This window comes from Bombella sp. ESL0385 (assembly GCF_009725755.1).
Lineage (GTDB): Bacteria > Pseudomonadota > Alphaproteobacteria > Acetobacterales > Acetobacteraceae > Bombella > Bombella pollinis.
Window position 1 is genome coordinate 843,128 of sequence record NZ_WNIJ01000001.1, and the last position, 20,776, is coordinate 863,903.

A 20,776-nucleotide genomic window follows, 5' to 3' on the forward strand; every position below is an offset into this window, starting at 1 on the left:
CTACGGATTGCAGGTCATCACCTCTGATGGTTTCAGTCGTCAGAGGTGATGAGACTAAAAGCCCCCGGCAGGGTTCATCCTCTGCTGGGGGCTTTTTTATAATGGGGTCGTTATAGCGTGAGGGCGGTTAGTTTTGGGGCTCTGGCATCAAGCCGCGCCGAATATGCCGCCCGCGTTGGAGGTTTTGCATTATGGCCTCGCTATCATCTTCTTGAATGGCTTTAACCATGCGATGCGCATCTTCCTCAAACCGCTTAAATGTGGCGAGGAGGACATCTTTATTGGTCAGGAAAATATCGCGCCACATAATCGGGTCGGATGCCGCAATGCGTGTAAAATCCCGAAAGCCAGAGGCCGCATATTCTAACACATCAGTTTGTAGGTCAGCCGAAAGCCGGTCTGCTGTGTTGCAGATAGTAAAGGCCAGTAAATGCGGCAAATGGCTCACAATGGCACATACTTGGTCGTGATATTGGTCGGTCATTTGCCGTGTGCGTGCCCCACAGCGGTGCCAAAAGGCCTCCATAAGCGCGATGGCCTCCGGTGCAGTGCCGGGGGGTGGGATGAGGAGCGTCCAACGGTCCTCAAATAAGGTGGCAAAGCCAGCATCTGGGCCGGAATATTCCGTCCCTGCCATAGGATGGGCAGGGACGTAGCTTACCCCCTCGGGTAGGAGCGCGTGTATCTCTGGCCCTAAGTTGCTGCGAACAGAGGCGACATCACTTAGAATAGAACCGGGCTTCATATGGGGGAGAATAGTGGCGGCAACAGCTCTAACAGCCCCTGTTGGGATGCACAGAATTACAAGGTCAGACTGCGCCGCTGCCGCGATGAGGTCGGTTGTGGTCTCATCAGCGATATTCAGCGCGGTTACGCGGTGGAGAACAGCCTCTTGGCAGTCCGCAGCGATGAACTTTTGGGCGAGTGTGCCTGTTTGTCGAGCACGGCGGAGGATGGAGGAGCCAATTAATCCCGGCCCAACGATGGTTATGGTCTTAAAGAGAGGGGGGGTATCAGCCATTTAGGAACGCCGCTTTAAATGCCGGAACTCATAGAGCTGCCATAAGAGTAGGACAGGGATGCCGATGACAATATCCCGCCCACGGCGTAGTAGGGAAATGCTCATGGCGATGTCGGCATTAATACCAAAGAGATGCCCTAAAGCAACATAACCAGCCTCTTGCACACCTAAAGAGCCGGGGATGAAAAAGCCAGCAGACATAATCCCGCAGACAACACCTTCAATCGCTAACGCATTGAGAAAGCTGCAATGCGCGCCAAGGAGAATGATGGAGAGCCACGTCATAAAAGCACTGCCCATCCAGCAGAGAAGGTGCATCCCCGCGCCTAGTCCGATGCGTGCCGGGTTACCCCATAAGCCTTCCATATAGGATTGGAAGTTCTCAGTATTATCGGCAAGGACATCGCGCCATTCTGCGGAGATATGTTTGGCAAAAAAGCGTGCAAGGGCTTGCAGGGCGTTCCCGCTGCGTTGCTGTGTCCAAATAAAACCAGCCACCCCGCAGGTGAGAAACACCATCCCAATACTGAGCGGCCACATAAACCGCCCTGCATCGGCCTGGCCAATCAGGCACAGGAGGGCGATGATGATAAAAACAATCTGGCCCAAAACTTCGGTTGTAATATCGACAATATTTGCGGCAATACCCTCCATCCAGTTAATGGGCTGCTCATTGGTGGTATGGCGGGCATGGCCAGCGGTTGTGGCACGGATGCCAAGTAGCATCCCGCCGAGTTGGGAGAAAGGCAAGCAGGCCGCTGCGGCATCTCGTACAAAACGTGAGGCGGTTAGCCGGGTAAAACTAATATCGGGGATGCTGCTCTTCCATGCGAAGCCGAGAAGAAAATTGACAGCGAGTTGGCAGAGAAGCAGCAGAAAAAAGCCCGAGAGGCCAATTTTAGCAAGGCTTAGGAGAATCGGATGTATCCCAGCCCGCAAGGTGAGGATGCAAAAGAGGGTAATTCCTGCCAGAGACAGGATGTAGGGGAGCATTTTCTTCAAGATGGCCGCCGCAAGTCAGTTCAGTTTGACCCCTTCTAGGCTACTCTGGGAGGAAGGTCCAATCAGAGGGGGCTTTACCGGCTATGCAGTGGGGGCTTATATCCCTCAAGATAATGCTGGTAGGAAGGAAAGAGCGGTTATGGCAGAAGAAATCACCCTGATTACCGGTGCAACCGGCTTTGTAGGGTCCGCTGTGGCGCGCGTTTTGCTAGAGCGCGGGCATAAGCTGCGTCTTTTTGTCCGCCATACATCAGACCGCAGTAATGTAGCGGACCTACCGGTGGAGTTCGCTGTTGGGGACCTTTCCGACCAAGCGAGCATGGAGGCTGCGTTGGAGGGGGTATCCTATCTCTTTCATGTCGCAGCGGATTATCGGTTATGGGTGCCTGACCCTGATGCGATGATGCGCGCGAATGTGGAGGGTACGCGTCAGTTAATGATCGCGGCTAAAAAAGCAGGTGTAAAGCGGGTTGTTTATTGTTCCTCCGTTGCAGCTCTTGCCACGGCCCGCAATGGGGTGCCGGCTACGGAATCATCCCCTGTGACGGAGGATCAGATTGTTGGGGCGTATAAACGCTCTAAATATCGTGCAGAGCAAGAGGTCTTACGCCTTGTGCGGGAGGAAGGGCTGCCCGCGGTGATTGTAAATCCCTCCACCCCAGTCGGGCCACGCGATATTAAGCCAACCCCAACAGGGCAGATGATTCTTGATGCTGCTACAGGGCGTATGCCCGCTTATGTGGAGACGGGGTTGAATATCGTCCATGTGGATGATGTTGCTGAAGGCCACGTCCTTGCTTTTGAGCGTGGGACGATTGGCGAGAAATATATTCTCGGCGGGGAGAATATCATGCTGGGGGACCTTTTTGGCATGGTAGCGGAGATTGTGCATAGAAAACCCCCGCGCATCCAGCTCAAGCAATCATGGTTGTATCCTGTTGCCTGTGTGTCGGAGCTATTAGCGCGCAGTTGTGGCATAGAGCCGCGCGTAACACGGGAGATGCTGGTGATGTCTAAGAAGCTGATGTTCTTTTCCTCAGAGAAAGCAGAGCGCGAGCTAGGCTACCGTCCCCGTGCGGCGCGTCAGGCCCTTACGGATGCGATTGCGTGGTTTAAAGCCCATAAATCAGGGCAGTTTTCAGCATGATAACGGAGTCGGGCGGGGAGGGTTATATGCAAGAGCAAGAAGAGGCACGCCTGTGGGGGGCGCATGATGTTTCATCCGCAAAAGGGATGAAGGATGAGAACTTCCCGGTCGGGTCATTCCTCATTGCTCCGCGCGTGAGGCCGGCTGTTCATGCTTATTATCGTTTTGCGCGTATTGCTGATGATATGGTGGATAATGCCGAACTTTCTGCCACGCAAAAGGTGGACCGGCTGACAGCGTTGCGGGATGTCCTTTACGGGCGGCGGCGTCCGCCTGCTGGGCGCGCTGATGGGTGGAGTGCCGTTGTGCTACGCACTGTGCTGCAAGAGCATGGCCTGCCTTTGGAGGTGGGGGGCGATTTAATCACCGCTTTCATTATGGATGCTGAGAAAGCCCGTTACGAGCATTGGTCGGAGCTTCTGCATTATTGCCGTTATTCCGCCAATCCTGTGGGGCGGTTTTTGCTGATGCTGCATAAGGAGAGTGAGGAGACATTCGGCCCTTCCGATGCGCTTTGCACGGCGTTGCAAATTGTCAATCACATGCAGGATGTTAAGGGTGACCTTAAAACGCTGAATCGGTGTTATGTGCCTTTGCCTTGGTTGGCGGCAGAAAATGTGGGGATAGAGGACCTCCTTCTCGCGCGGAGTAAGCCGGGTGTGCGGCGCGTGTTTGACCAAATGCTCGCCCATGTTGATGCGGTAAATGAGGAAGCGGCCCGCCTGCCTGCTTTGGTAAAGGATCGCCGGATGCGCTTAGAGGCTGCGGTTATTGTTGCTTTATGCCGCCGTTTGAGCGCACGCTTACGCCATCAAGACCCGATAGCAGAGCGTGTAGCTCTCACCAAACTAGATGGCCTGCGCGCATTAAGCTGGGCGATGCGGTATATCCGTTGAGTTCTTTTAATGTGTAGCTCTTGGCCTGATATGGCCTTTAAGAGTAAGACAGATTTACATTACTGTTAGAAAAGCAAGAGGAAGATATGGTCTCCACACATCACAAAGAGTCCCAAGGTTTGCCCTGCGCTCCATCGGACCTAAATTATGTGGAGGAGATCGTTAACCGTTCTGGCACATCCTTTGGGCGCGGGATGAAGATTCTACCCCCTATAAAGCGCGATGGCATGTATGCGATCTACGCTTTCTGCCGGCTGGTGGATGATATTGCCGATGGTGATATCCCTCTGGATGACCCAGCCTTCGTTTTGGAGGGGTGGAAAGAGCGCATCGCTGCTTTGTATCAAGGCCATACAGAAGATGCGCTGGACCGTGTCCTTCATGCTGCGATTGAGCAATTCGGTTTGCAGCAAGATGATTTCATCGCCGTGATTGAGGGGATGAAGATGGATTGCGGCGCGCCCATTATTGCGCCTGATGAAGCCACGCTGGATTTATATTGCGACCGTGTGGCCTCGGCTGTGGGGCGGCTTTCTGTTCGCATATTTGGCACGCCAGAGCCAGAGGGGGATGAGCTGGCTTATCATCTGGGGCGTGCGTTGCAGCTTACCAATATTTTGCGGGATGTCGCAGAGGATGCCTCCCGTGGGCGGCTTTATCTCCCTACTGAGCTTTTGCAGCGTTATGGCGTTCCTGCCGATCCAACTGAGGCTCTTTATGCTGTCGGGCTAGAGGGGTTGTGCCGGATTATCGCAGGGCGGGCGGAAGACCATTTCCGCAAAGCTTATGCGGTGATGGCCCGTTGTCCTGCGGCAACGGTACGGCCAGCGCGCATTATGGCAGCTTCATACCGCGTGACCTTAGCCGCACTCCGGCGGCGTGGTTGGAGTAACCCAGAGGCGCCTTTACGGGTCTGCTCGGTATGGAAGAAGCTTTCCATGCTCTTAGCGGCCTTTGGGGTCTCGCTGTGAGCCATGTTCACATCATCGGCGGGGGGCTTGCTGGCCTTTCTGCCGCAGTGGAGCTTGCCCCCCAAGCGCAGGTAACACTTTATGAGGCTGGCCCTGCCTGTGGTGGGCGGGCACGGTCCTTTCACGATAAAGCGTTGGATTGCGTGATTGATAATGGCAATCACCTTATTCTTTCAGCAAATCCCTATACATTTCGTTATCTGGACCTTTTAGGTGCGCGCGGTACGTTAAAAGGGCCGGGGAGGCCGCTTTTCCCGTGGTATGATTTAGAGGCGGACCTTTCTTGGGTCTTGCGGCTCTCTAAGGGGCGGATTCCCTTTTGGTTATTCCGTAAAGAGCATCGCGTGCCGGGGATGAGATGGGGGGAGTTGATGGCCCTCCCGCGTTTGATGAAGGCTGATGACGATATGTGTGTGGGGGAATGTCTCTCATCAGGAGCATTGTCGCGCCGTCTGTTGGAGCCTTTGGCGGTCTCTGCGTTGAATACGGATATTGAGCAAGGAAGTGCCCGCTTGCTGGGCAATATTGTGCGGCAAACCTTAGCTAAGGGAGGGGCGGCATGTTGCCCTTGGACGGCTGCGCATGGTTTGTCAGAAAGTTTCGTCACTCCGGCTATGGCTTATCTGGAGAGCTTTCATGCTCAAATATTAACGGGGACGCGCGTATCTGCTTTGCGGGAAGAAGGAGGGCGCATTACGGCGTTAGAGACATCTGGCGGGGAGGTTTCCCTTGGGGCTGAAGATGTCGTTATTCTTGCTGTACCGGCCCCTGTGGCTACGGGGTTGATGCCCTCCATTACTGGCCCTGATGCATTTGAGAGCATTGCTAATGCGCATTATCGCTTGGCAGAGCCGCTTAAACCGCATGCAGCATTGCGTGAGGCAGGCTTTATGGGGCTTGTCGGCGGTGTGGCGGAATGGGTCTTTCTGCATGATGAGGTTTTGTCTGTCACGGTGAGTGCGGCGAACCGTTATGCAAGCTGGCAGAATGACGAGATGTTAGCCCATATGTGGCAGGAGCTTCGGCAAGCGTTAAATCCTGCTTTACAGCATCCTCTGCCAGAGGTAATGCCCGCTGCACGGTTGATCCGTGAAAAACGGGCCACCTTTGCAGCCACGCCAGAACAGGATAAGAAGCGGCCTGAGGCAAAAACCTCATACGCTAATCTTGCTCTTGCGGGGGATTGGACGGATACCGGTCTGCCTTCAACGATTGAAGGGGCTATTAAATCTGGTCTTGCCGCAGTGGATGCGTTGGGTTTTCGTTCGGCCGTGAGTGATGTGGCATAAGGCCGATATTGTGGAAAGTGGAGGAGAGATTCAGTGAGCGCGACGTTGTCCCGTCATAAAATTGATGCCACAGCGGTGGAGCAAGCGGTTAAGGCCTCGCACACCGCTTTGGGCAAACGTCAAAAGGAAGATGGTCATTGGGTCTTCGAGCTAGAGGCTGATGCCACCATTCCTGCTGAATATGTCTTGCTGCGGCACTTTCTCGACCGGATAGATGAGCCTCTTGAGCAAAAAATAGGCGTGTATCTCCGGCGTATCCAAGGGGTGCATGGGGGTTGGTCTCTTTATACGGATGGGAAGTTCGACCTCTCAGCGAGCGTGAAGGCCTATTTCGCCCTCAAGATGATTGGCGATGATATTAATGCCCCCCATATGCGCCGGGCGCGTGCGGCCATCCTTCAACATGGCGGGGCTGAGCGGAGTAACGTTTTTACGCGGATTCAACTCGCTTTATATGGGGAAGTGCCGTGGCATGCCGTCCCTGTTATGCCGATAGAGCTGATGTTACTGCCGCGAAAGGCCTTCTTCTCCGTTTGGAATATGTCTTATTGGTCCCGCACGGTCATTGCCTCGCTTTTGATTCTTGTGACGCGTAAACCATTAGCGATTAATCCGCGTGGTGTGCATGTGCAGGAGCTATTTAAAACTCCCCCAGCACAGGTGAAGGATTGGATACGTGGGCCTTATCGCTCCATTTGGGGGCGGCTCTTTACCTATCTGGATAAAGCTTTGCGTCCCGTTGTGCCGCATATTCCACGCTCTATTCATGCAAAAGCGATTCGGACAACTATTCAATTTGTGGAAGAACGGCTTAGTGCGGGTGGGTTAGGGGCTATTTACCCCTCCATGGCCAATGTCGTGATGATGTATCGGGTCATGGGCGTGCCTGATGATGATCCACGGGCTGTAGAAGCTTGGCAAGCTGTGCAAGATTTGCTGGTTGTGAAGGACGATGAGGCTTATTGCCAGCCGTGTGTCTCGCCTGTGTGGGATACGGGGCTTTCTGGTCTTGCGATGATGGAGGCCGCGACAGGCCCCAAAGCTGTACAGAATGCCGAGACAATGGCTGCTTTGGAGAAGGCGGCGTCATGGTTGCGTGAACGGCAGATTCTTGATGTGAAAGGCGACTGGGCGATTAATACGCCGCATCTGCGCCCGGGTGGCTGGGCCTTTCAATATAAAAACGATTATTATCCTGATGTTGATGATACAGCCGTTGTCGGGATGTTGCTGCATCGGATGGCCCCAGAGAAAAACGCTCCTGCGATTGAGCGCGCGCGGGAATGGATTATTGGGATGCAAAGCAGTAATGGCGGCTGGGGGGCATTTGATATTGATAACGATCTCGAAGCTCTCAATCACATCCCGTTCTCAGATCATGGTGCGTTGTTGGACCCGCCAACGGTAGATGTCTCAGCACGGTGTATCTCCTTCCTAGCGCAGTTGGGGCACCCAGAGGATAAGGACGTTATCCGTAAGGGGATCGACTATATTCGCAAAGAGCAGGAAGTCTCTGGTAGCTGGTTTGGCCGGTGGGGAACGAATTATATTTATGGGACATGGTCTGTATTATGTGCCTTGAATATTGCCGGTGTCCCCCATGATGACCCGATGATTCAACGCGCTGTTGCGTGGTTGGAAAGCGTGCAGAATGATGATGGCGGCTGGGGTGAGGATTGCGCCAGTTATGAGGGGGCTCCGCAAGGGGTATATAAGGAGAGCCTACCGACCCAGACAGCATGGGCTACCCTTGGGCTCATGGCTGTCGGGCGGCAGGAGAGCGAGGCTGTGCAACGTGGCATGGCCTATCTTACCCAAGCGCAAGATGAGGCAGGGGAATGGCACGAAGCCCCCTATAATGCTGTTGGCTTCCCTAAGGTCTTTTACCTGCGTTATCATGGTTATAAGCAATTCTTCCCGCTTATGGCTTTGTCGCGTTATCGCAATTTGGCCTCTAGTAATTCGGGCCGGGTGGAGTACGGCTTTTAATGCTCGGCATTATTGTGGGATTAGCGCAAGAGGCTCGTTTGGCTGAACGCTATTTCCCTCATGCGAAAATCGCCCTTAGCCACGCGCATGAGGCAGGGGCGAAGCGGGCGGTTGCCTCCCTAAAAGAAGCCGGGGTGACGGAGCTGCTCTCCTTTGGCTGTGCAGGTGGGTTGGACCGTACCTTACAGCCGGGGACGATACAGCTTGCCGATTACGTTTTTGTTGAAGGGAAAAAATACCCGACCTCCCCAGCCTTAAATACGCGTTTTGGGGCGGGGCAGGCGGTCATCGGCGGTGGGGTGTATCATAGCCCGATTATGCTCGATCGTGCGGCTGAAAAAGCCGCCTGCTTTACGCGCAGCCAGTGTTCTACAGTGGATATGGAGAGCGGGTTAGTGGCACAAGCGGGCCTGCCTTTTGCCGTGCTGCGTGTTGTGTGTGATGATGCGGGGCGAGACCTTCCCCCTGCAGCGCGCGATGGGCTGCGTGAGGGGCGCATTGATATTGCTGCGTTAATGGGGTCCCTAATACGCCATCCGCTGCAAATTAGTGCGCTTATCAGTTTAGGGCGCGATGCTGCTCATGCAGGGCGTGTTATGGAGCGGTTTTTACAAAAAATAACATCCTAGCCCCAGCGGCAGCGCGGGAGGCTTGTTTTCTCTCCCTCCCTCGCTTATAGGAGAGCTATCTTCCTTCGTAAGGGGAGGTGTATTTCGCACGCATAGCCCGCAATCACCTGGTGTTCCCGTTAAGGGGGCGTTGCTATGCGGAGGTTTAACCAGAGTTAGAGAGATTTTACGATGGCAATGCCACAATTCACAATGCGTCAACTGCTTGAGGCTGGTGTTCATTTCGGTCACCATACCCGCCGTTGGAACCCTGCTATGGCACCGTATCTTTTCGGTGTGCGTAATCAGGTTCATATCATCGACCTTCAGCAGACTGTACCGCTGTTAGACCGCGCTTTGAAGCAAGTGCGTGACACGGTTGCTTCTGGTGGGCGTGTCCTGTTTGTGGGGACAAAGCGCGCTGCAGCGGATCTCGTGGCAGAGGCAGCACAGCGTTGCGGCCAGTATTACGTGAATCACCGTTGGCTCGGTGGTATGTTGACGAACTGGAAGACCATCACCGGTTCCATTAAGCGTCTGCGCGGCATTGATGAGATGCTCGCTGGCGATACAACGGGCCTGACGAAGAAGGAAATCCTCGACATCACCCGTGATCGTGAGAAGCTGGAACGCTCCCTCGGTGGGATTAAGGATATGGGTGGCCTGCCGGACCTTCTGTTTGTGATTGATACAAACAAAGAGAAGCTGGCTGTTGAGGAAGCCAATAAGCTGGGCATCCCCGTGATCGCTGTGCTGGATAGCAACTCCGACCCTAAGGGTGTGACCTTCCCCATCCCCGGTAACGATGATGCTATCCGCGCTATTGCAACTTATTGCGAGCTGATTTCCGGTGCTGTGCTGGATGGTATCTCTGCCGAGTTGGCAGCATCTGGCCAGGATATTGGGGCTTCTGCGGAGCTGCCAGTGGAGGAGACCGCCGCTGTAGAGAAGGCCGAGGCTGCCGCTCCGACAGCTGGCTAAGCTGTATAAAGTAAGCGTAGCGTCTAGCCCTATGCGGGATGCTACGCTGCCTATGTGCGTATAGAGAGCCGCACAGCCGTGGGGTCCCCGTGGCTGTGCCGCTTGTTATTAGAGGTTAGAGACTATGGCAGAGATTACAGCAGCAATGGTGCGCGAGCTGCGCGATGCAACAAGTGCCGGCATGATGGATTGTAAAAAAGCCCTGACCGAAGCTAAGGGCGACATGCAAGCCGCGATTGACTGGTTGCGGAAGAAGGGCCTCTCCCAAGCCGCAAAGAAATCCGGCCGTGTGGCGGCTGAGGGTCTCGTTGCTGTAGCGGTTGAGGGCAAAAAGGCTGCTCTGGTTGAGGTGAACGCGGAGACGGACTTCGTTGCGCGTAATGATGCCTTCCAGCAGGCTGTGGAAGATATCGCCAAAGTTGCGCTGAAGGTCGGTGATGATTTAGAGGCTGTTAAGGCCGCTAAAATGCCGTCTGGTCGTACAGTGGCTGATGAGCTGACCCATCTTGTCGCAACAATCGGCGAGAATATGAGCCTCCGCCGCGTGAGCGTGCTGAGCGTTCCTTCTGGCGTTGTAGCGAGCTATGTCCACGGTGCGCTGCGTCCGGGTGTTGGCCGCATCGGTGTGTTGGCTGCGATTGAGGCTCCTTCCGAGAGTGAGGCTCTGCTCACATTGGGTCGTCAGATTGGTATGCATGTTGCAGCCACCAGCCCGACCGCTCTGGATATTGATAGTGTGGATGCTGCTGCTGTGGCGCATGAGCGTAAGGTGCTGGAGGAGCAAGCCCGTAACTCTGGCAAGCCAGAAGCTATCATTGAGAAGATGGTCGATGGGCGTATCCGTAAGTTCTATGAGGAAGTGGTTCTTCTGGAGCAAGTCTGGGTGCATGACGGTGAGAGCCGCGTGAAGGAAGTTGTCAAAAAGGCTGGGGCAAAGCTGGTCGGCTTTACGCGCTTTAAACTCGGTGAAGGCATCGAGAAGGCTGAGACAGACTTCGCGGCTGAGGTCGCTGCGGCTTCTGGCCAAAAGAAATAAGCCTTATTAGGGGTTTATGATGAGAAAAGGCCTCCGTTACTATAGCGGGGGCTTTTTTCATGTTACGGCCCTAAAAGGGAGGGACGTATGGAGTGGGAAGAGCCAGCGATTATTTTGCGGTTGTCCCTCCATGGTGAGAGCAGCTTACGTGCTACGATATTGACGCAAAAGCGTGGTATGTATCATGCGTTGGTGCATGGGGGACGCTCTCGCCGGCAAACGGGGTTGTGGCAAGAGGGCAGCCTTATCATGGCCCGCTGGAAAGCCCGCCTGCCAGAGCAGCTAGGCTATTTGACGGCAGAGCTTGTTAGGCCCAGCGCGTCTTTTCTGTTGGATTATCCCCTCGCTCTAACCTTGTTGAGCAGTGCGTGTAGCCTTTGTAGTGAGGCCCTTGCAGAACGTGAGCCGCATGAGATTCTCTTTTCCTCTCTGACGCATTTTTTAGGGGCTTTAAGTGTCTCCCCAGCTAAACCGCCTGTTGCGCTCTATTTACGGTGGGAGCTGCTTTTGCTGCAAGAGCTTGGTTATGGCTTAACGCTGGATCGCTGCGCTGTTACGGGGGCGAGTGAGGGGCTTGCTTATGTCTCCCCCCGTACGGGGCGCGCTGTGAGTGAGGAGGGGGCAGGGGAGTGGAAGGATCGACTTCTCCCTCTGCCGTCCTTTTTATATGACGAGGAGGCCGAAGGCCGCGCAGCAGATTGGCTAGAAGGAGCCCAGCTGAGCGGTTATTTTCTGCAACGGGCTGTTTTTGCGACGCATCACCGTCCACTCCCTGCCGCGCGGGAGAGATTAATGGCCGCTTTACAGCGGGCTGTTGTCGCTAGCAGCACTGGACATGAGGGCAAAGAGCGTGTCTAACCTGTTGCGCATATGCGTCTGAATAAAGAGAGCAGGAGAGCTTATGACGGGGGACCACGCCGGGCATATTGAAGATACACGGCTGGCAGAAGCGTTGAGCGAGCGTTATCTGGCCTATGCGATGTCCACTATCACATCGCGTTCCCTGCCGGATGTGCGCGATGGTCTTAAGCCCGTGCATCGGCGTTTGCTCTATGCGATGCAGCAGCTCAAGCTAGACCCAAGCTCTGGCTTTAAGAAATGCGCCCGCGTGGTGGGGGATGTGATTGGTAAGTTCCACCCCCATGGTGATGCTTCCGTTTATGATGCGTTAGTCCGCCTAGCGCAGGATTTTGCTGTGCGTTATCCCTTGGTGGAAGGGCAAGGCAATTTCGGCTCGATTGATGGCGATGGTGCAGCAGCCATGCGTTATACAGAAAGCCGAATGACAGAAACCGCGCGCATCATGCTGGAAGGCATTGGCGATAATGCGGTCGATTTCCGCCCGACTTATGATAATGAGGACCAAGAGCCTGTTGTCTTGCCGGGGTTGTTCCCCAATTTGTTGGCTAATGGGGCGGCGGGGATTGCTGTGGGGATGGCCACAAGCATCCCCCCTCATAACGCGGCGGAACTTTACCAAGCCGCACGTTTATTGATTGAAAAACCAGATTGTACCATCGCGGAGCTTTTAGAGCTTGTCCAAGGGCCGGACTTTCCCACGGGAGGGCTATTGGTGGAGGACCGGGAGACGCTCATCCAAGTGTATGAGACAGGCCGGGGGAGTTTCCGCATCCGGGCGCGTTGGGCTGTAGAGAAAGGCCGCGCTGGGGCATGGAGCATCATCGTCTCGGAAATCCCTTATCAAGTGCAAAAGGGTAAGTTGATCGAAGATATCGCCAAGAAGATGGAGGAGCGTAAGCTGCCCCTTCTGGCAGATGTGCGGGATGAAAGCACAACGGATATAAGATTAGTCTTGGAGCCTAAAACCCGTAATTGTGCCCCAGAAGTGCTGATGGAGACGCTCTTTAAACATACGATGTTGGAGAGCCGTTTTAGCTTGAATATGAATGTGCTGAGCCAAGGGAAGATCCCCGGGGTCTTGTCGCTAAAAGCGGTATTGCAGGCATGGTTAGAGCATGTTCATGAGGTTTTAATCCGCCGGACGCAGCACCGTTTGGATGCGGTATTGAAGCGGCTGGAGATTTTAGAAGGGTTCTTAAAGGTCTATCTAAATCTAGATGAGGTCATCCGCCTCATTCGGGAGGAAGATGAGCCAAAACCCGCTTTGATGAAGGCGTTCTCCCTCAGTGAATTGCAAGCCGATTATGTGTTGAATATGCGTTTGCGGTCTCTGCGGCGTTTGGAAGAAATGGAGATACGTAAAGAGTGGGATGGCCTTGGGAAAGAACAAGCCACGCTGGAAGCCCTTTTAGGCTCTGAAAAACGCCGTTGGAGCCGGATCGGTAAAGACCTCCAAAAAATGCAGGCTCTTTTTGAAGGGGGAGCTTATGGGGCTCGCCGCACCATTATAGGGGAAGCCCCTGCAACTATTGATACGTCCGCCGCCCTTGCGGTGGAGCGGGAGCCTGTGACGGTTCTACTCTCGCAAGAAGGGTGGATCCGTGCGGTAAAGGGGCATGGGCATGATGTAGCGAATCATCGTTTTAAGGAAGGCGATGGGCTGGCTTATGCTGTGGAATGTCAGAGTACGGACCGCCTGTGCATGATGGCAGCAGGAGGCCGCGCTTTTACGTTAAAAGTGGCAGACCTGCCGCGTGGTCGTGGTTTTGGCCAGCCGGTGCGTACTTTGGCAGACCTTGCCCAAGAGGACCAACCGGTGGCTCTCTTTGCATTAGGTGATGATGAGAGCCGCTATATGCTGACAAGCAGTGATGGGCGCGGGATGCAGGTTTCAGCCGGGAATCTCGCAGCTGAGAAGCGGACAGGGCGGCAGGTCTTTAATCTGCGCGATGGGGCTGTGGTGCAGTATGTCCTCCCAGCGGAGGGAACGCATGTTTTGTGCCTGACAACCAATAAGCGCGCGCTGATTTTCCCGTTGGAGCAAGTGGCCGAAGTGGCAAAAGGCGGGGGAGTGAGTTTGCAAAAACTGGCTGCCGGGGCAAGTTTAAAGCAGGTCCGGCTCTTTTGCCTTGATGAAGGGCTGATATGGCAAGATGGCCAACGGGCACGCTCGCCAGAGGATTTAGCGCCGCTTGTGGGGCGTCGTGGGAGTGCTGGCCGGGTCGCACCGCAATGGATGTTACGGCGTTAAGAGAGGGGTGCGGCCCTATATGGCATCGTTCTTTTCAGCCTCTTTTTGGTTTGGTGCGCTGCATATTGCGTTCTCGCTCGGTATTACAGCGCATGTGTTGCTAACAAAACGGGACACGGCCGCTGCGACAGGGTGGATCGGCATTTGCTGGTTTATGCCCTATATGGGGCCTATCCTATATTTATGCCTCGGTATTAATCGGGTGCGGCGGCGCGCGCAAAAATTGCGGGAATATACTAGCCCGGAGGAAACCGCCTTCCTCGCTAAATGGACGCATGATGCTCAAGATAGTTTCATGAATCCGTTGATTAAGATGTTGGATGGCTTGACGGGCTTACCCTTATTGAAGGGGAATCAGGTTGAGTGCCTTCATAATGGTGACCAAGCCTACCCGCATATGTTGGAGAGTATTCATCAGGCGGAGCGGTCCATCCTCTTATGCTCTTACATTTTTCGGTATGATAAAATTGGTCGCCAATTTGTAGATGCCCTTGCCACAGCGCAGCAGCGCGGTGTTGAGGTGCGTGTGTTGGTGGATGGGATTGGCAGTGGCTATCTCTATAGCCCCATTATCAAGCAGTTGCGACAACGTCATATACGCTGTGCGCGTTTTATGCATTCGCTATGGCCGTGGCGGATGCCTTTTGTCAATTTGCGGGATCATCGTAAGATTTTGGTGGTGGATGGCCGTGTTGGCTATATGGGCGGGTTAAATATTGGGGATGAAAATTGCCTCAATAACGCTACCCACCGCCGTATGCCGGTGGCAGATACACATTTCCGCCTAGAAGGCCCCGTTGTACAGCAGTTATCAGAAGTCTTTATTAAAGATTGGGCGTTTACAACGCGGGAGGAGCTGGACGGCGAGCGTTACTTCCCAGACCCCGTTGCAGCAGGGGATATTCCTGCACGGGTTGTGACATCTGGGCCGGATATGGAGGTGGAGCTTATAGAATATACCATCCTCCAAGCCATTATTTTGGCACGGCATCATGTTTGTTTCATGACGCCTTATTTCATCCCCGATGATCGTTTTGCAACAGCGTTAGAATTAGCCGCATTGCGTGGTGTGGTGATTGATATTGTTGTGCCGCATAGAAGTAATCATCCCATCACCGATTATGCGCGTGATGCATGTTTGCGGCAGTTGGTACAGGCTGGTTGTCGTGTTTGGTTAGGTGCGCCGCCCTTTAATCATTCCAAATTAATGACAGTCGATACGATGTGGAGCTTTGTCGGTAGCGCGAATTTGGATAGGCGGTCATTGCGGCTCAATTTTGAGAGCAACATAACATTGCATGATGAGGCAACCGCCGCTCATTTGGAGGGCTTCATCCTAGCCCATTGTAACGACAGGCTTACCTTGTCGGATATTGAGGTATGGCCGTTGGTGACAAGGTTGCGTAATGGGGTATGTCGGCTCTTTCTCCCTTACCTTTAAGGGGGAGAAAGGTTTCCACTTCATCATGAGGGTAAAGGGTGACGGCAATAGGCCGGTGGTCCGAGCCAAAACGGGGATAAGCGCGATGGCTTAGGGCTGAGAAGCCACGTGTTAGGCAGCGATCCAGCCGGAGGGGGACTTTATCAAGCATCCGATGTGTTTGTTCACGCGGGCCGACATCTTTAAAGCCACGGAGCATAGCAGGCCCAACTTGGTTAAAATCCCCCATAATGATGGCGCGCTCTGAGAGTTCTTGCCGGATAAGGCGTAGCTGGCGGCGGTTGAGGATAGGACCGTGGGAGAGATGCACATTGGCGATTGTAAAGGGGCCGAAGCCAATATCAAACTCCAATAATTGCGCCGAGCGATGAGCGACTAGCCCCGGTTGGAGCATGTGCAGCCGGGGCGGGGTTTGGAAGGGGAAGCGACTCCAACAAGCTGTCCCATGCACACGCCCCTCGGAAGCGAGGCGGCTATAATGACCACCAACGAGGTCCGGTAGGCGGTTTGTAAAAGGGCGACATTCTTGCATCAGTAAAATATCAGCCTTGGTTGTACGCAGTAGCAGGCGAATATCCTCTAATGTGGCACCATCTTCATGGAAGAGATTCCAACTAACGAGCCGAAGATAGGAGGTAGAGGGTATTGTCGAATCCTGCATGAACATGGCCTGAGATTTAGCAATAGAAAGATTCATTCTATACCGTTTTTAAGAGGAAAAACACCATGAAGCCGAGTTGGGTAGTTTAGGGTTAGGCGGCGCGCTATAAAGAGCGAAACGGATCCAGCAAGGGGGGCTATGGGGTGGATATGGAAAAGACACCATCATCTGAATCATCAGAGCGCATCATTGGGGCTGGTTGGCAGAAATTAGCGACCTTTTTAACCCATGCGGGGCGGCAAAAGCCGGAGCGCGATGGTAGTTTTGTGAATCCACCTATCGAGCGTGGCTCTACTGTAGTGTTCCCCACTGTGGCGGATATGGAGGCCCAAGGGGCACGGGCTTATGAGCATGAGCTTGTTTATGGGGCGATGGGTAACCCCGTTCAGCATGAGTTAGAGCGCGTTATTGCTGCGCTAGAGGGCGGGCAGCATACGCAGGTTGTTAATTCTGGCCTAGCTGCTTGTACAGTAGCCTTGCTCGCTTTTTTAAAGGGCGGGGATCATCTCTTATTACCCGATTCGGTTTATGGGCCGACACGGCGTTTTGCGGTTAATTTTTTGGCCCGCTTTGGGGTGGAAATCAGCTTTTATCCTCCGCGTGCGAACGAGGCTGAATTGCGGGCTTATATGAAGCCTCATACAGCGGTTATCTTTGCAGAAAGCCCCGGTAGCCATACATTTGAGGTCCAAGATATTCCCCTGTTAGCGCGGATAGCACATGGGGTGGGGGCACGCTTATTGCTGGATAATACATGGGGGATTGGGGCGTTTCAGCCTTTTACCCATGGGGTGGATGTGTCCATTCAAGCTTTGACGAAATACCCCGCAGGCCATGCCGATGTGATTTTAGGGGCGATTACGGTTCAAAAACCAGAGGATTGGCGGGCCTTGCGCCGTGCAGCGATTGAGCTTGGGGCCTGTGGCGCACCAGATGAGTGCTGGTTGACATTACGCGGTTTAAAAACGATGGCCGTGCGTTTGGCACAGCAAGCCCGCTCTGCTTATGCGTTAGCGCAATGGTTGGAGAGCCGACCAGAGGTTGCTTGTGTGCGTCATCCTGCTCTGCCTTCTTGTCCCGGTCATGCGCTTTGGAAGAGGGATTTCCAAGATGCAAGTGGGCTATTTGGTGTGGAATTAGCAGCGGGCATCACGCAAGAGGCGATGATGGCTATGTTAGAGAGCTTGGAGCTATTTGGTATAGGCGTAAGCTGGGGCGGGTATGAAAGCCTTGTACTGCCTACATCTGGTGGTTTGAAGCGGACGCATCATGAAGGTTTGCCCAGCGGGGCGGCGTTTCGTGTCCAAGTGGGACTAGAGGATGTAGATGACCTGAAAGCAGATTTCTTTAAGGCCTTGACGTTACTTACATAGTTAATTTACTACGCGTTAATGTATTAAGGACCTCTATTGTTCTATATCAATGCGTGAGGCGTGGGAATCGTCTTTCCTAGAGGGAAGATGACCTTGGTTTTAAAGGAGCGTATTATGACCAATGCGTTGTTCCTTGTGCTTAACCTAGAGACAGAGGCGTTAGAGGCCCTGAAGGACTATACTGCCTCACATAATGAGACAATGGAGCAGGTGATGTTCCAAGCTCTTGAGGAATGGGCGTTAAATCGCTTTATTCGTTGGCCAGAACATACTGAGTAGAACGTGCTTTTCTATCACATCAGGTAAGGGCGCGTGTCTTCGGGGCCTATAGTGCATTACGGTAAGAAAGAGCCTCGGCTACATGCTGTTTTTGTACGGTGGTGGCTGCGTCTAAATCCGCGATGGTGCGGGCTACGCGGAACATGCGCGTAATACCGCGATGAGAGAGTTTCATCCGTAGGGCGGCTTGCTCGGCAAGGGTGCGGGCTTCGTCCTCAAAGGCAAAGCCTTCTGGCGGCATAGCAGCATTACACGCCCCTTGTCGGGCGAGTTGGCGGTCATAAGCTTGTTGGACGCGCGTGCGTACTTCTGCACTGCTCTCACCCGTAGGGGCGCGGCTGATTTCTAAGGGGGAGAGGGAATGGACATGGACGCATAAATCCATGCGGTCCATCATCGGGCCGGAGATGCGGGCAGTGTATTCTTGCGCACAACGAGGGGCTTTTTTACAAGCGCGTTCGGCATCATGGACATAGCCGCACCGGCAGGGATTCATCGCCGCGATGAGTTGGAAACGCGCTGGATATTGCGTATGCCGTGCCGCGCGGGAGATGGTTACTTCCCCTGTTTCAACAGGTTGGCGCAAACCTTCCAGACAATTACGGGGGAACTCGGGGAGTTCATCAAGGAAAAGAACGCCATTGTGAGCGAGGCTAATATCGCCGGGCATAGCTTTAGGACCGCCGCCAACGAGGGCAGGGAGGGTCGTGTTATGATGCGGTGCGCGATAAGGCGGGCGGTTGATGAGCCTACCCGCCGGTAATAGCCCGCTAATGCTATGGATGCGGCTCGTCTCTAGCATTTCAGCAGGGGTAAGCTCAGGCAGGATGCTCGGTAGGCGGCTTGCTAGCATGGATTTGCCAGAGCCCGGCGGGCCAGACATCAGCAGGGAATGACGCCCCGCTGCGGCAATCTCCAACACACGGCGTGCTTGCATCATGCCCTTAACATCTTTGAGGTCCGGCCCGTAATCGGGAGGTTGTGGCGTGGGTGGAGGCTCTGGCGGGAGGGGTTGTTCTTTGCGAAGATGGCCAATGAGTGCCTTAAGGGTCGGGGCAGCAATAATGTTAAGCTCTGGATGGCCCCAACGGGCTTCTGCCCCTTGAGAGGCCGGGCAGATTAAGCCACGCTCCTGGCTGACAGCCGCTAATGCCGCACAAAGAACGCCCCTAACAGGGTTTATCGTGCCATCTAAGGCGACTTCCCCTAAGGCGGTGAGCGGGGCTGTGGCCTCTGGTGGGATGACGCCCATCGCGACAAGGACGCCTAGCGCAATAGGGAGGTCGAAATGCGCGCCCTCTTTGGGGAGGTCTGCTGGTGTGAGATTAACAAGGATGCGCTTAGGGGGGAGGGCAAGCCCCATAGCGGAGAGGGCAGCCCGAACACGCTCGCGTGATTCCGCAATAGCGCGGGCGGGCATACCAACGATGATGAAAGACGGTAACCCGCTGGAGATTTGCACCTCCACCATGACCGGCAAAGCATCAATCCCCATAAAAGTGAAGCTTTGGATGCGGGCAAGGGAAGGAGGCGTAACCGCCATAACGCTAGGATTCCGTCATATAGGGGCTTGTGGGACGATACCCCGCCATCATAGGCGTATTCATGATGGGCGGGGGCTGATAGAGAGGCGAGGCCTCTTTACGCGCTCATGAGCGGGCGGATAGAGCGGGCCCGTAACGTCCCTTTCAAACCGCGAAGCTGCTCGAGCAGGGCTTTCTCCAATGTGGGGATGTCCTGCCCCGGCTGAGCCTCAGCCTCGGTGACGACATAGCCAAGCTCGCCATCTGTTTGGAGGAACTGCGCTGTGAGGTTGCAGGCCGACTTCGCAAAAATATCGTTGATTTGCCCTAAAATACCCGGCTGATTGGCATGGACGTGCATAAAGCGCATCCCACCGGGGCGTTCGCCAAGCTGTACTTGCGGGAAATTGACCGCCCCGATGGTTGAGCCAACATCGGAATATTCCACTAGCTTTTGGGCGACTTCCACACCGATGCGCTCTTGTGCTTCCATCGTGGAGCCACCAATATGAGGGGTGAGCAACACATTCTCTAGCCCTTGCAGCGGAGTGGTAAAACGCTCTTGGCTGCTTTTTGGCTCGACAGGGAAAACATCAATCGCAGCCCCCATCAAATGCTTATCTTTAAGCGCGCGGGCGAGGGCCTCAAGGTCCACAACCGTACCACGGGCATTATTGAGGAGGATGGAGTTAGGCTTCATCGCACGGATTTCTGCCTCGCCAATCATGTCCTTTGTCTCTGGCGTTTCAGGAACATGCAGGGTGACAATATCGGACTGGCTTAGCAATTCCTCCAACGAGGCAACGGCGATGGCGTTCCCATGGGGCAGGCGCGGGGCAATATCGTAGTAAAGTACGCGCAGGCCGAAGGATTCCGCTAAAACAGAAAGCTGAGAGCCGATGGAGCCATAGCCAACAATGCCGACTGTCTTGCCGCGTACTTCCCACGCATTGGCGGCGGATTTCTCCCATCCACCTTGATGGCAGGCTTCCGAGCGGGAGGGGATGCGGCGGAGGAGCATCACAATCTCGCCCATGACCAGCTCCGCAACGGAGCGCGTATTGCTAAAAGGTGCGTTAAAGACAGGAATACCGGCCATACGCGCGGCATTAAGGTCCACCTGATTGGTCCCAATGCAGAAGCAGCCAATCGCCATTAGGCGGTTAGCAGAATGGATAATCTCGGCTGTAAGGCGCGTACGACTGCGGATGCCGACCATATGGACGCCATCAAGGGCCTCTTTAAGGGCATCACCCTCTAAAGCTCCTTTTAAGCGGGTAACAGAGGCATAGCCTTGTTGCTCTAGGTAATTAACCGCACTGTCATGAATCCCTTCCAACAGAAGGATTTTAATACGGTCTTTAGCGAGGGAGAGGGTCATAGCGGGTAACCTCATCATAAAGGCGGGTGCCAACATGAGCGCGGCACGAAAGGAATCGTTCTTTAT

Annotated in this window: 18 protein-coding genes; 13 read left to right on the top strand and 5 right to left on the bottom strand. The window is 54.3% G+C overall.

The genetic code is table 11. The features are described from left to right. Positions 1 to 127: 127 nt before the first annotated feature. The gene (locus tag GM557_RS03845; protein WP_155573024.1) at positions 128 to 1,021 is read right to left on the bottom strand and encodes a prephenate dehydrogenase/arogenate dehydrogenase family protein; all 894 of its coding nucleotides are present in this window, start codon (positions 1,019 to 1,021) and stop codon (positions 128 to 130) included. Continuing rightward, the gene (locus GM557_RS03850; protein ID WP_155573504.1) at positions 1,022 to 2,014 is read right to left on the bottom strand and encodes a lysylphosphatidylglycerol synthase domain-containing protein; all 993 of its coding nucleotides are present in this window, start codon (positions 2,012 to 2,014) and stop codon (positions 1,022 to 1,024) included. Positions 2,015 to 2,162: 148 nt separating this feature from the next. Here GM557_RS03850 and hpnA point away from each other — a divergent pair, with 148 nt between their 5' ends. From hpnA to cls, 11 genes are all read left to right on the top strand, one after another. Continuing rightward, positions 2,163 to 3,170, top strand: coding sequence for a hopanoid-associated sugar epimerase (gene hpnA, locus GM557_RS03855; RefSeq protein ID WP_155573025.1), 1,008 nt, complete (start codon positions 2,163 to 2,165; stop codon positions 3,168 to 3,170). 26 nt (positions 3,171 to 3,196) lie between these two features. Continuing rightward, complete coding sequence (gene hpnC, locus GM557_RS03860) at positions 3,197 to 4,066, top strand: squalene synthase HpnC (protein WP_155573026.1); 870 nt, start codon at positions 3,197 to 3,199, stop codon at positions 4,064 to 4,066. 86 nt (positions 4,067 to 4,152) lie between these two features. After that, on the top strand, positions 4,153 to 5,037 hold the full coding sequence (hpnD, locus tag GM557_RS03865; protein WP_155573027.1) for a presqualene diphosphate synthase HpnD: 885 nt from the start codon (positions 4,153 to 4,155) through the stop codon (positions 5,035 to 5,037). Beyond that, complete coding sequence (gene hpnE / locus GM557_RS03870) at positions 5,034 to 6,326, top strand: hydroxysqualene dehydroxylase HpnE (protein ID WP_266137686.1); 1,293 nt, start codon at positions 5,034 to 5,036, stop codon at positions 6,324 to 6,326. Before hpnD ends, hpnE begins: the two co-directional genes overlap by 4 nt. 33 nt (positions 6,327 to 6,359) lie before the next feature. After that, positions 6,360 to 8,315, top strand: a complete 1,956-nt coding sequence (gene shc / locus GM557_RS03875) for a squalene--hopene cyclase (RefSeq protein WP_370513421.1) — start codon at positions 6,360 to 6,362, stop codon at positions 8,313 to 8,315. Then, positions 8,315 to 8,944 (top strand): hypothetical protein, encoded by a 630-nt coding sequence (locus tag GM557_RS03880; protein WP_155573029.1) that lies wholly within the window; start codon positions 8,315 to 8,317, stop codon positions 8,942 to 8,944. The genes shc and GM557_RS03880 overlap by 1 nt, the downstream gene beginning before the upstream one ends. A gap of 171 nt (positions 8,945 to 9,115) precedes the next feature. Beyond that, complete coding sequence (rpsB, locus tag GM557_RS03885; RefSeq protein WP_099026018.1) at positions 9,116 to 9,904, top strand: 30S ribosomal protein S2; 789 nt, start codon at positions 9,116 to 9,118, stop codon at positions 9,902 to 9,904. A gap of 124 nt (positions 9,905 to 10,028) precedes the next feature. Continuing rightward, complete coding sequence (gene tsf, locus GM557_RS03890; protein WP_155573030.1) at positions 10,029 to 10,940, top strand: translation elongation factor Ts; 912 nt, start codon at positions 10,029 to 10,031, stop codon at positions 10,938 to 10,940. An 87-nt stretch (positions 10,941 to 11,027) separates the two neighbouring features. Further along, positions 11,028 to 11,798, top strand: coding sequence for a DNA repair protein RecO (gene recO, locus GM557_RS03895; RefSeq protein WP_155573031.1), 771 nt, complete (start codon positions 11,028 to 11,030; stop codon positions 11,796 to 11,798). Between the two features lie 43 nt (positions 11,799 to 11,841). Beyond that, positions 11,842 to 14,052, top strand: a complete 2,211-nt coding sequence (gene parC, locus GM557_RS03900; protein WP_155573032.1) for a DNA topoisomerase IV subunit A — start codon at positions 11,842 to 11,844, stop codon at positions 14,050 to 14,052. Between the two features lie 19 nt (positions 14,053 to 14,071). Continuing rightward, on the top strand, positions 14,072 to 15,493 hold the full coding sequence (gene cls / locus GM557_RS03905; protein WP_155573033.1) for a cardiolipin synthase: 1,422 nt from the start codon (positions 14,072 to 14,074) through the stop codon (positions 15,491 to 15,493). Here the strand turns inward: cls and GM557_RS03910 are convergent. Continuing rightward, a complete protein-coding gene (locus tag GM557_RS03910; protein ID WP_230880591.1) occupies positions 15,411 to 16,190 on the bottom strand; it encodes an endonuclease/exonuclease/phosphatase family protein in 780 nt (259 codons plus the stop codon). The two genes, cls and GM557_RS03910, sit on opposite strands and share 83 nt — an antisense overlap. 113 nt (positions 16,191 to 16,303) lie before the next feature. Between GM557_RS03910 and metC the strand changes: the two genes are divergently transcribed. After that, positions 16,304 to 17,527 (top strand): cystathionine beta-lyase, encoded by a 1,224-nt coding sequence (gene metC / locus GM557_RS03915; protein ID WP_155573034.1) that lies wholly within the window; start codon positions 16,304 to 16,306, stop codon positions 17,525 to 17,527. A gap of 114 nt (positions 17,528 to 17,641) precedes the next feature. Continuing rightward, positions 17,642 to 17,806 (top strand): hypothetical protein, encoded by a 165-nt coding sequence (locus GM557_RS03920; protein ID WP_155573035.1) that lies wholly within the window; start codon positions 17,642 to 17,644, stop codon positions 17,804 to 17,806. 46 nt (positions 17,807 to 17,852) lie between these two features. Here GM557_RS03920 and GM557_RS03925 read toward each other — a convergent pair whose 3' ends face one another. Both GM557_RS03925 and serA read right to left on the bottom strand, forming a co-directional pair. Continuing rightward, a complete protein-coding gene (locus GM557_RS03925) occupies positions 17,853 to 19,349 on the bottom strand; it encodes a YifB family Mg chelatase-like AAA ATPase (RefSeq protein WP_155573036.1) in 1,497 nt (498 codons plus the stop codon). Positions 19,350 to 19,447: 98 nt separating this feature from the next. Beyond that, a complete protein-coding gene (gene serA, locus GM557_RS03930) occupies positions 19,448 to 20,728 on the bottom strand; it encodes a phosphoglycerate dehydrogenase (protein ID WP_370513422.1) in 1,281 nt (426 codons plus the stop codon). Positions 20,729 to 20,776 lie beyond the last annotated feature (48 nt).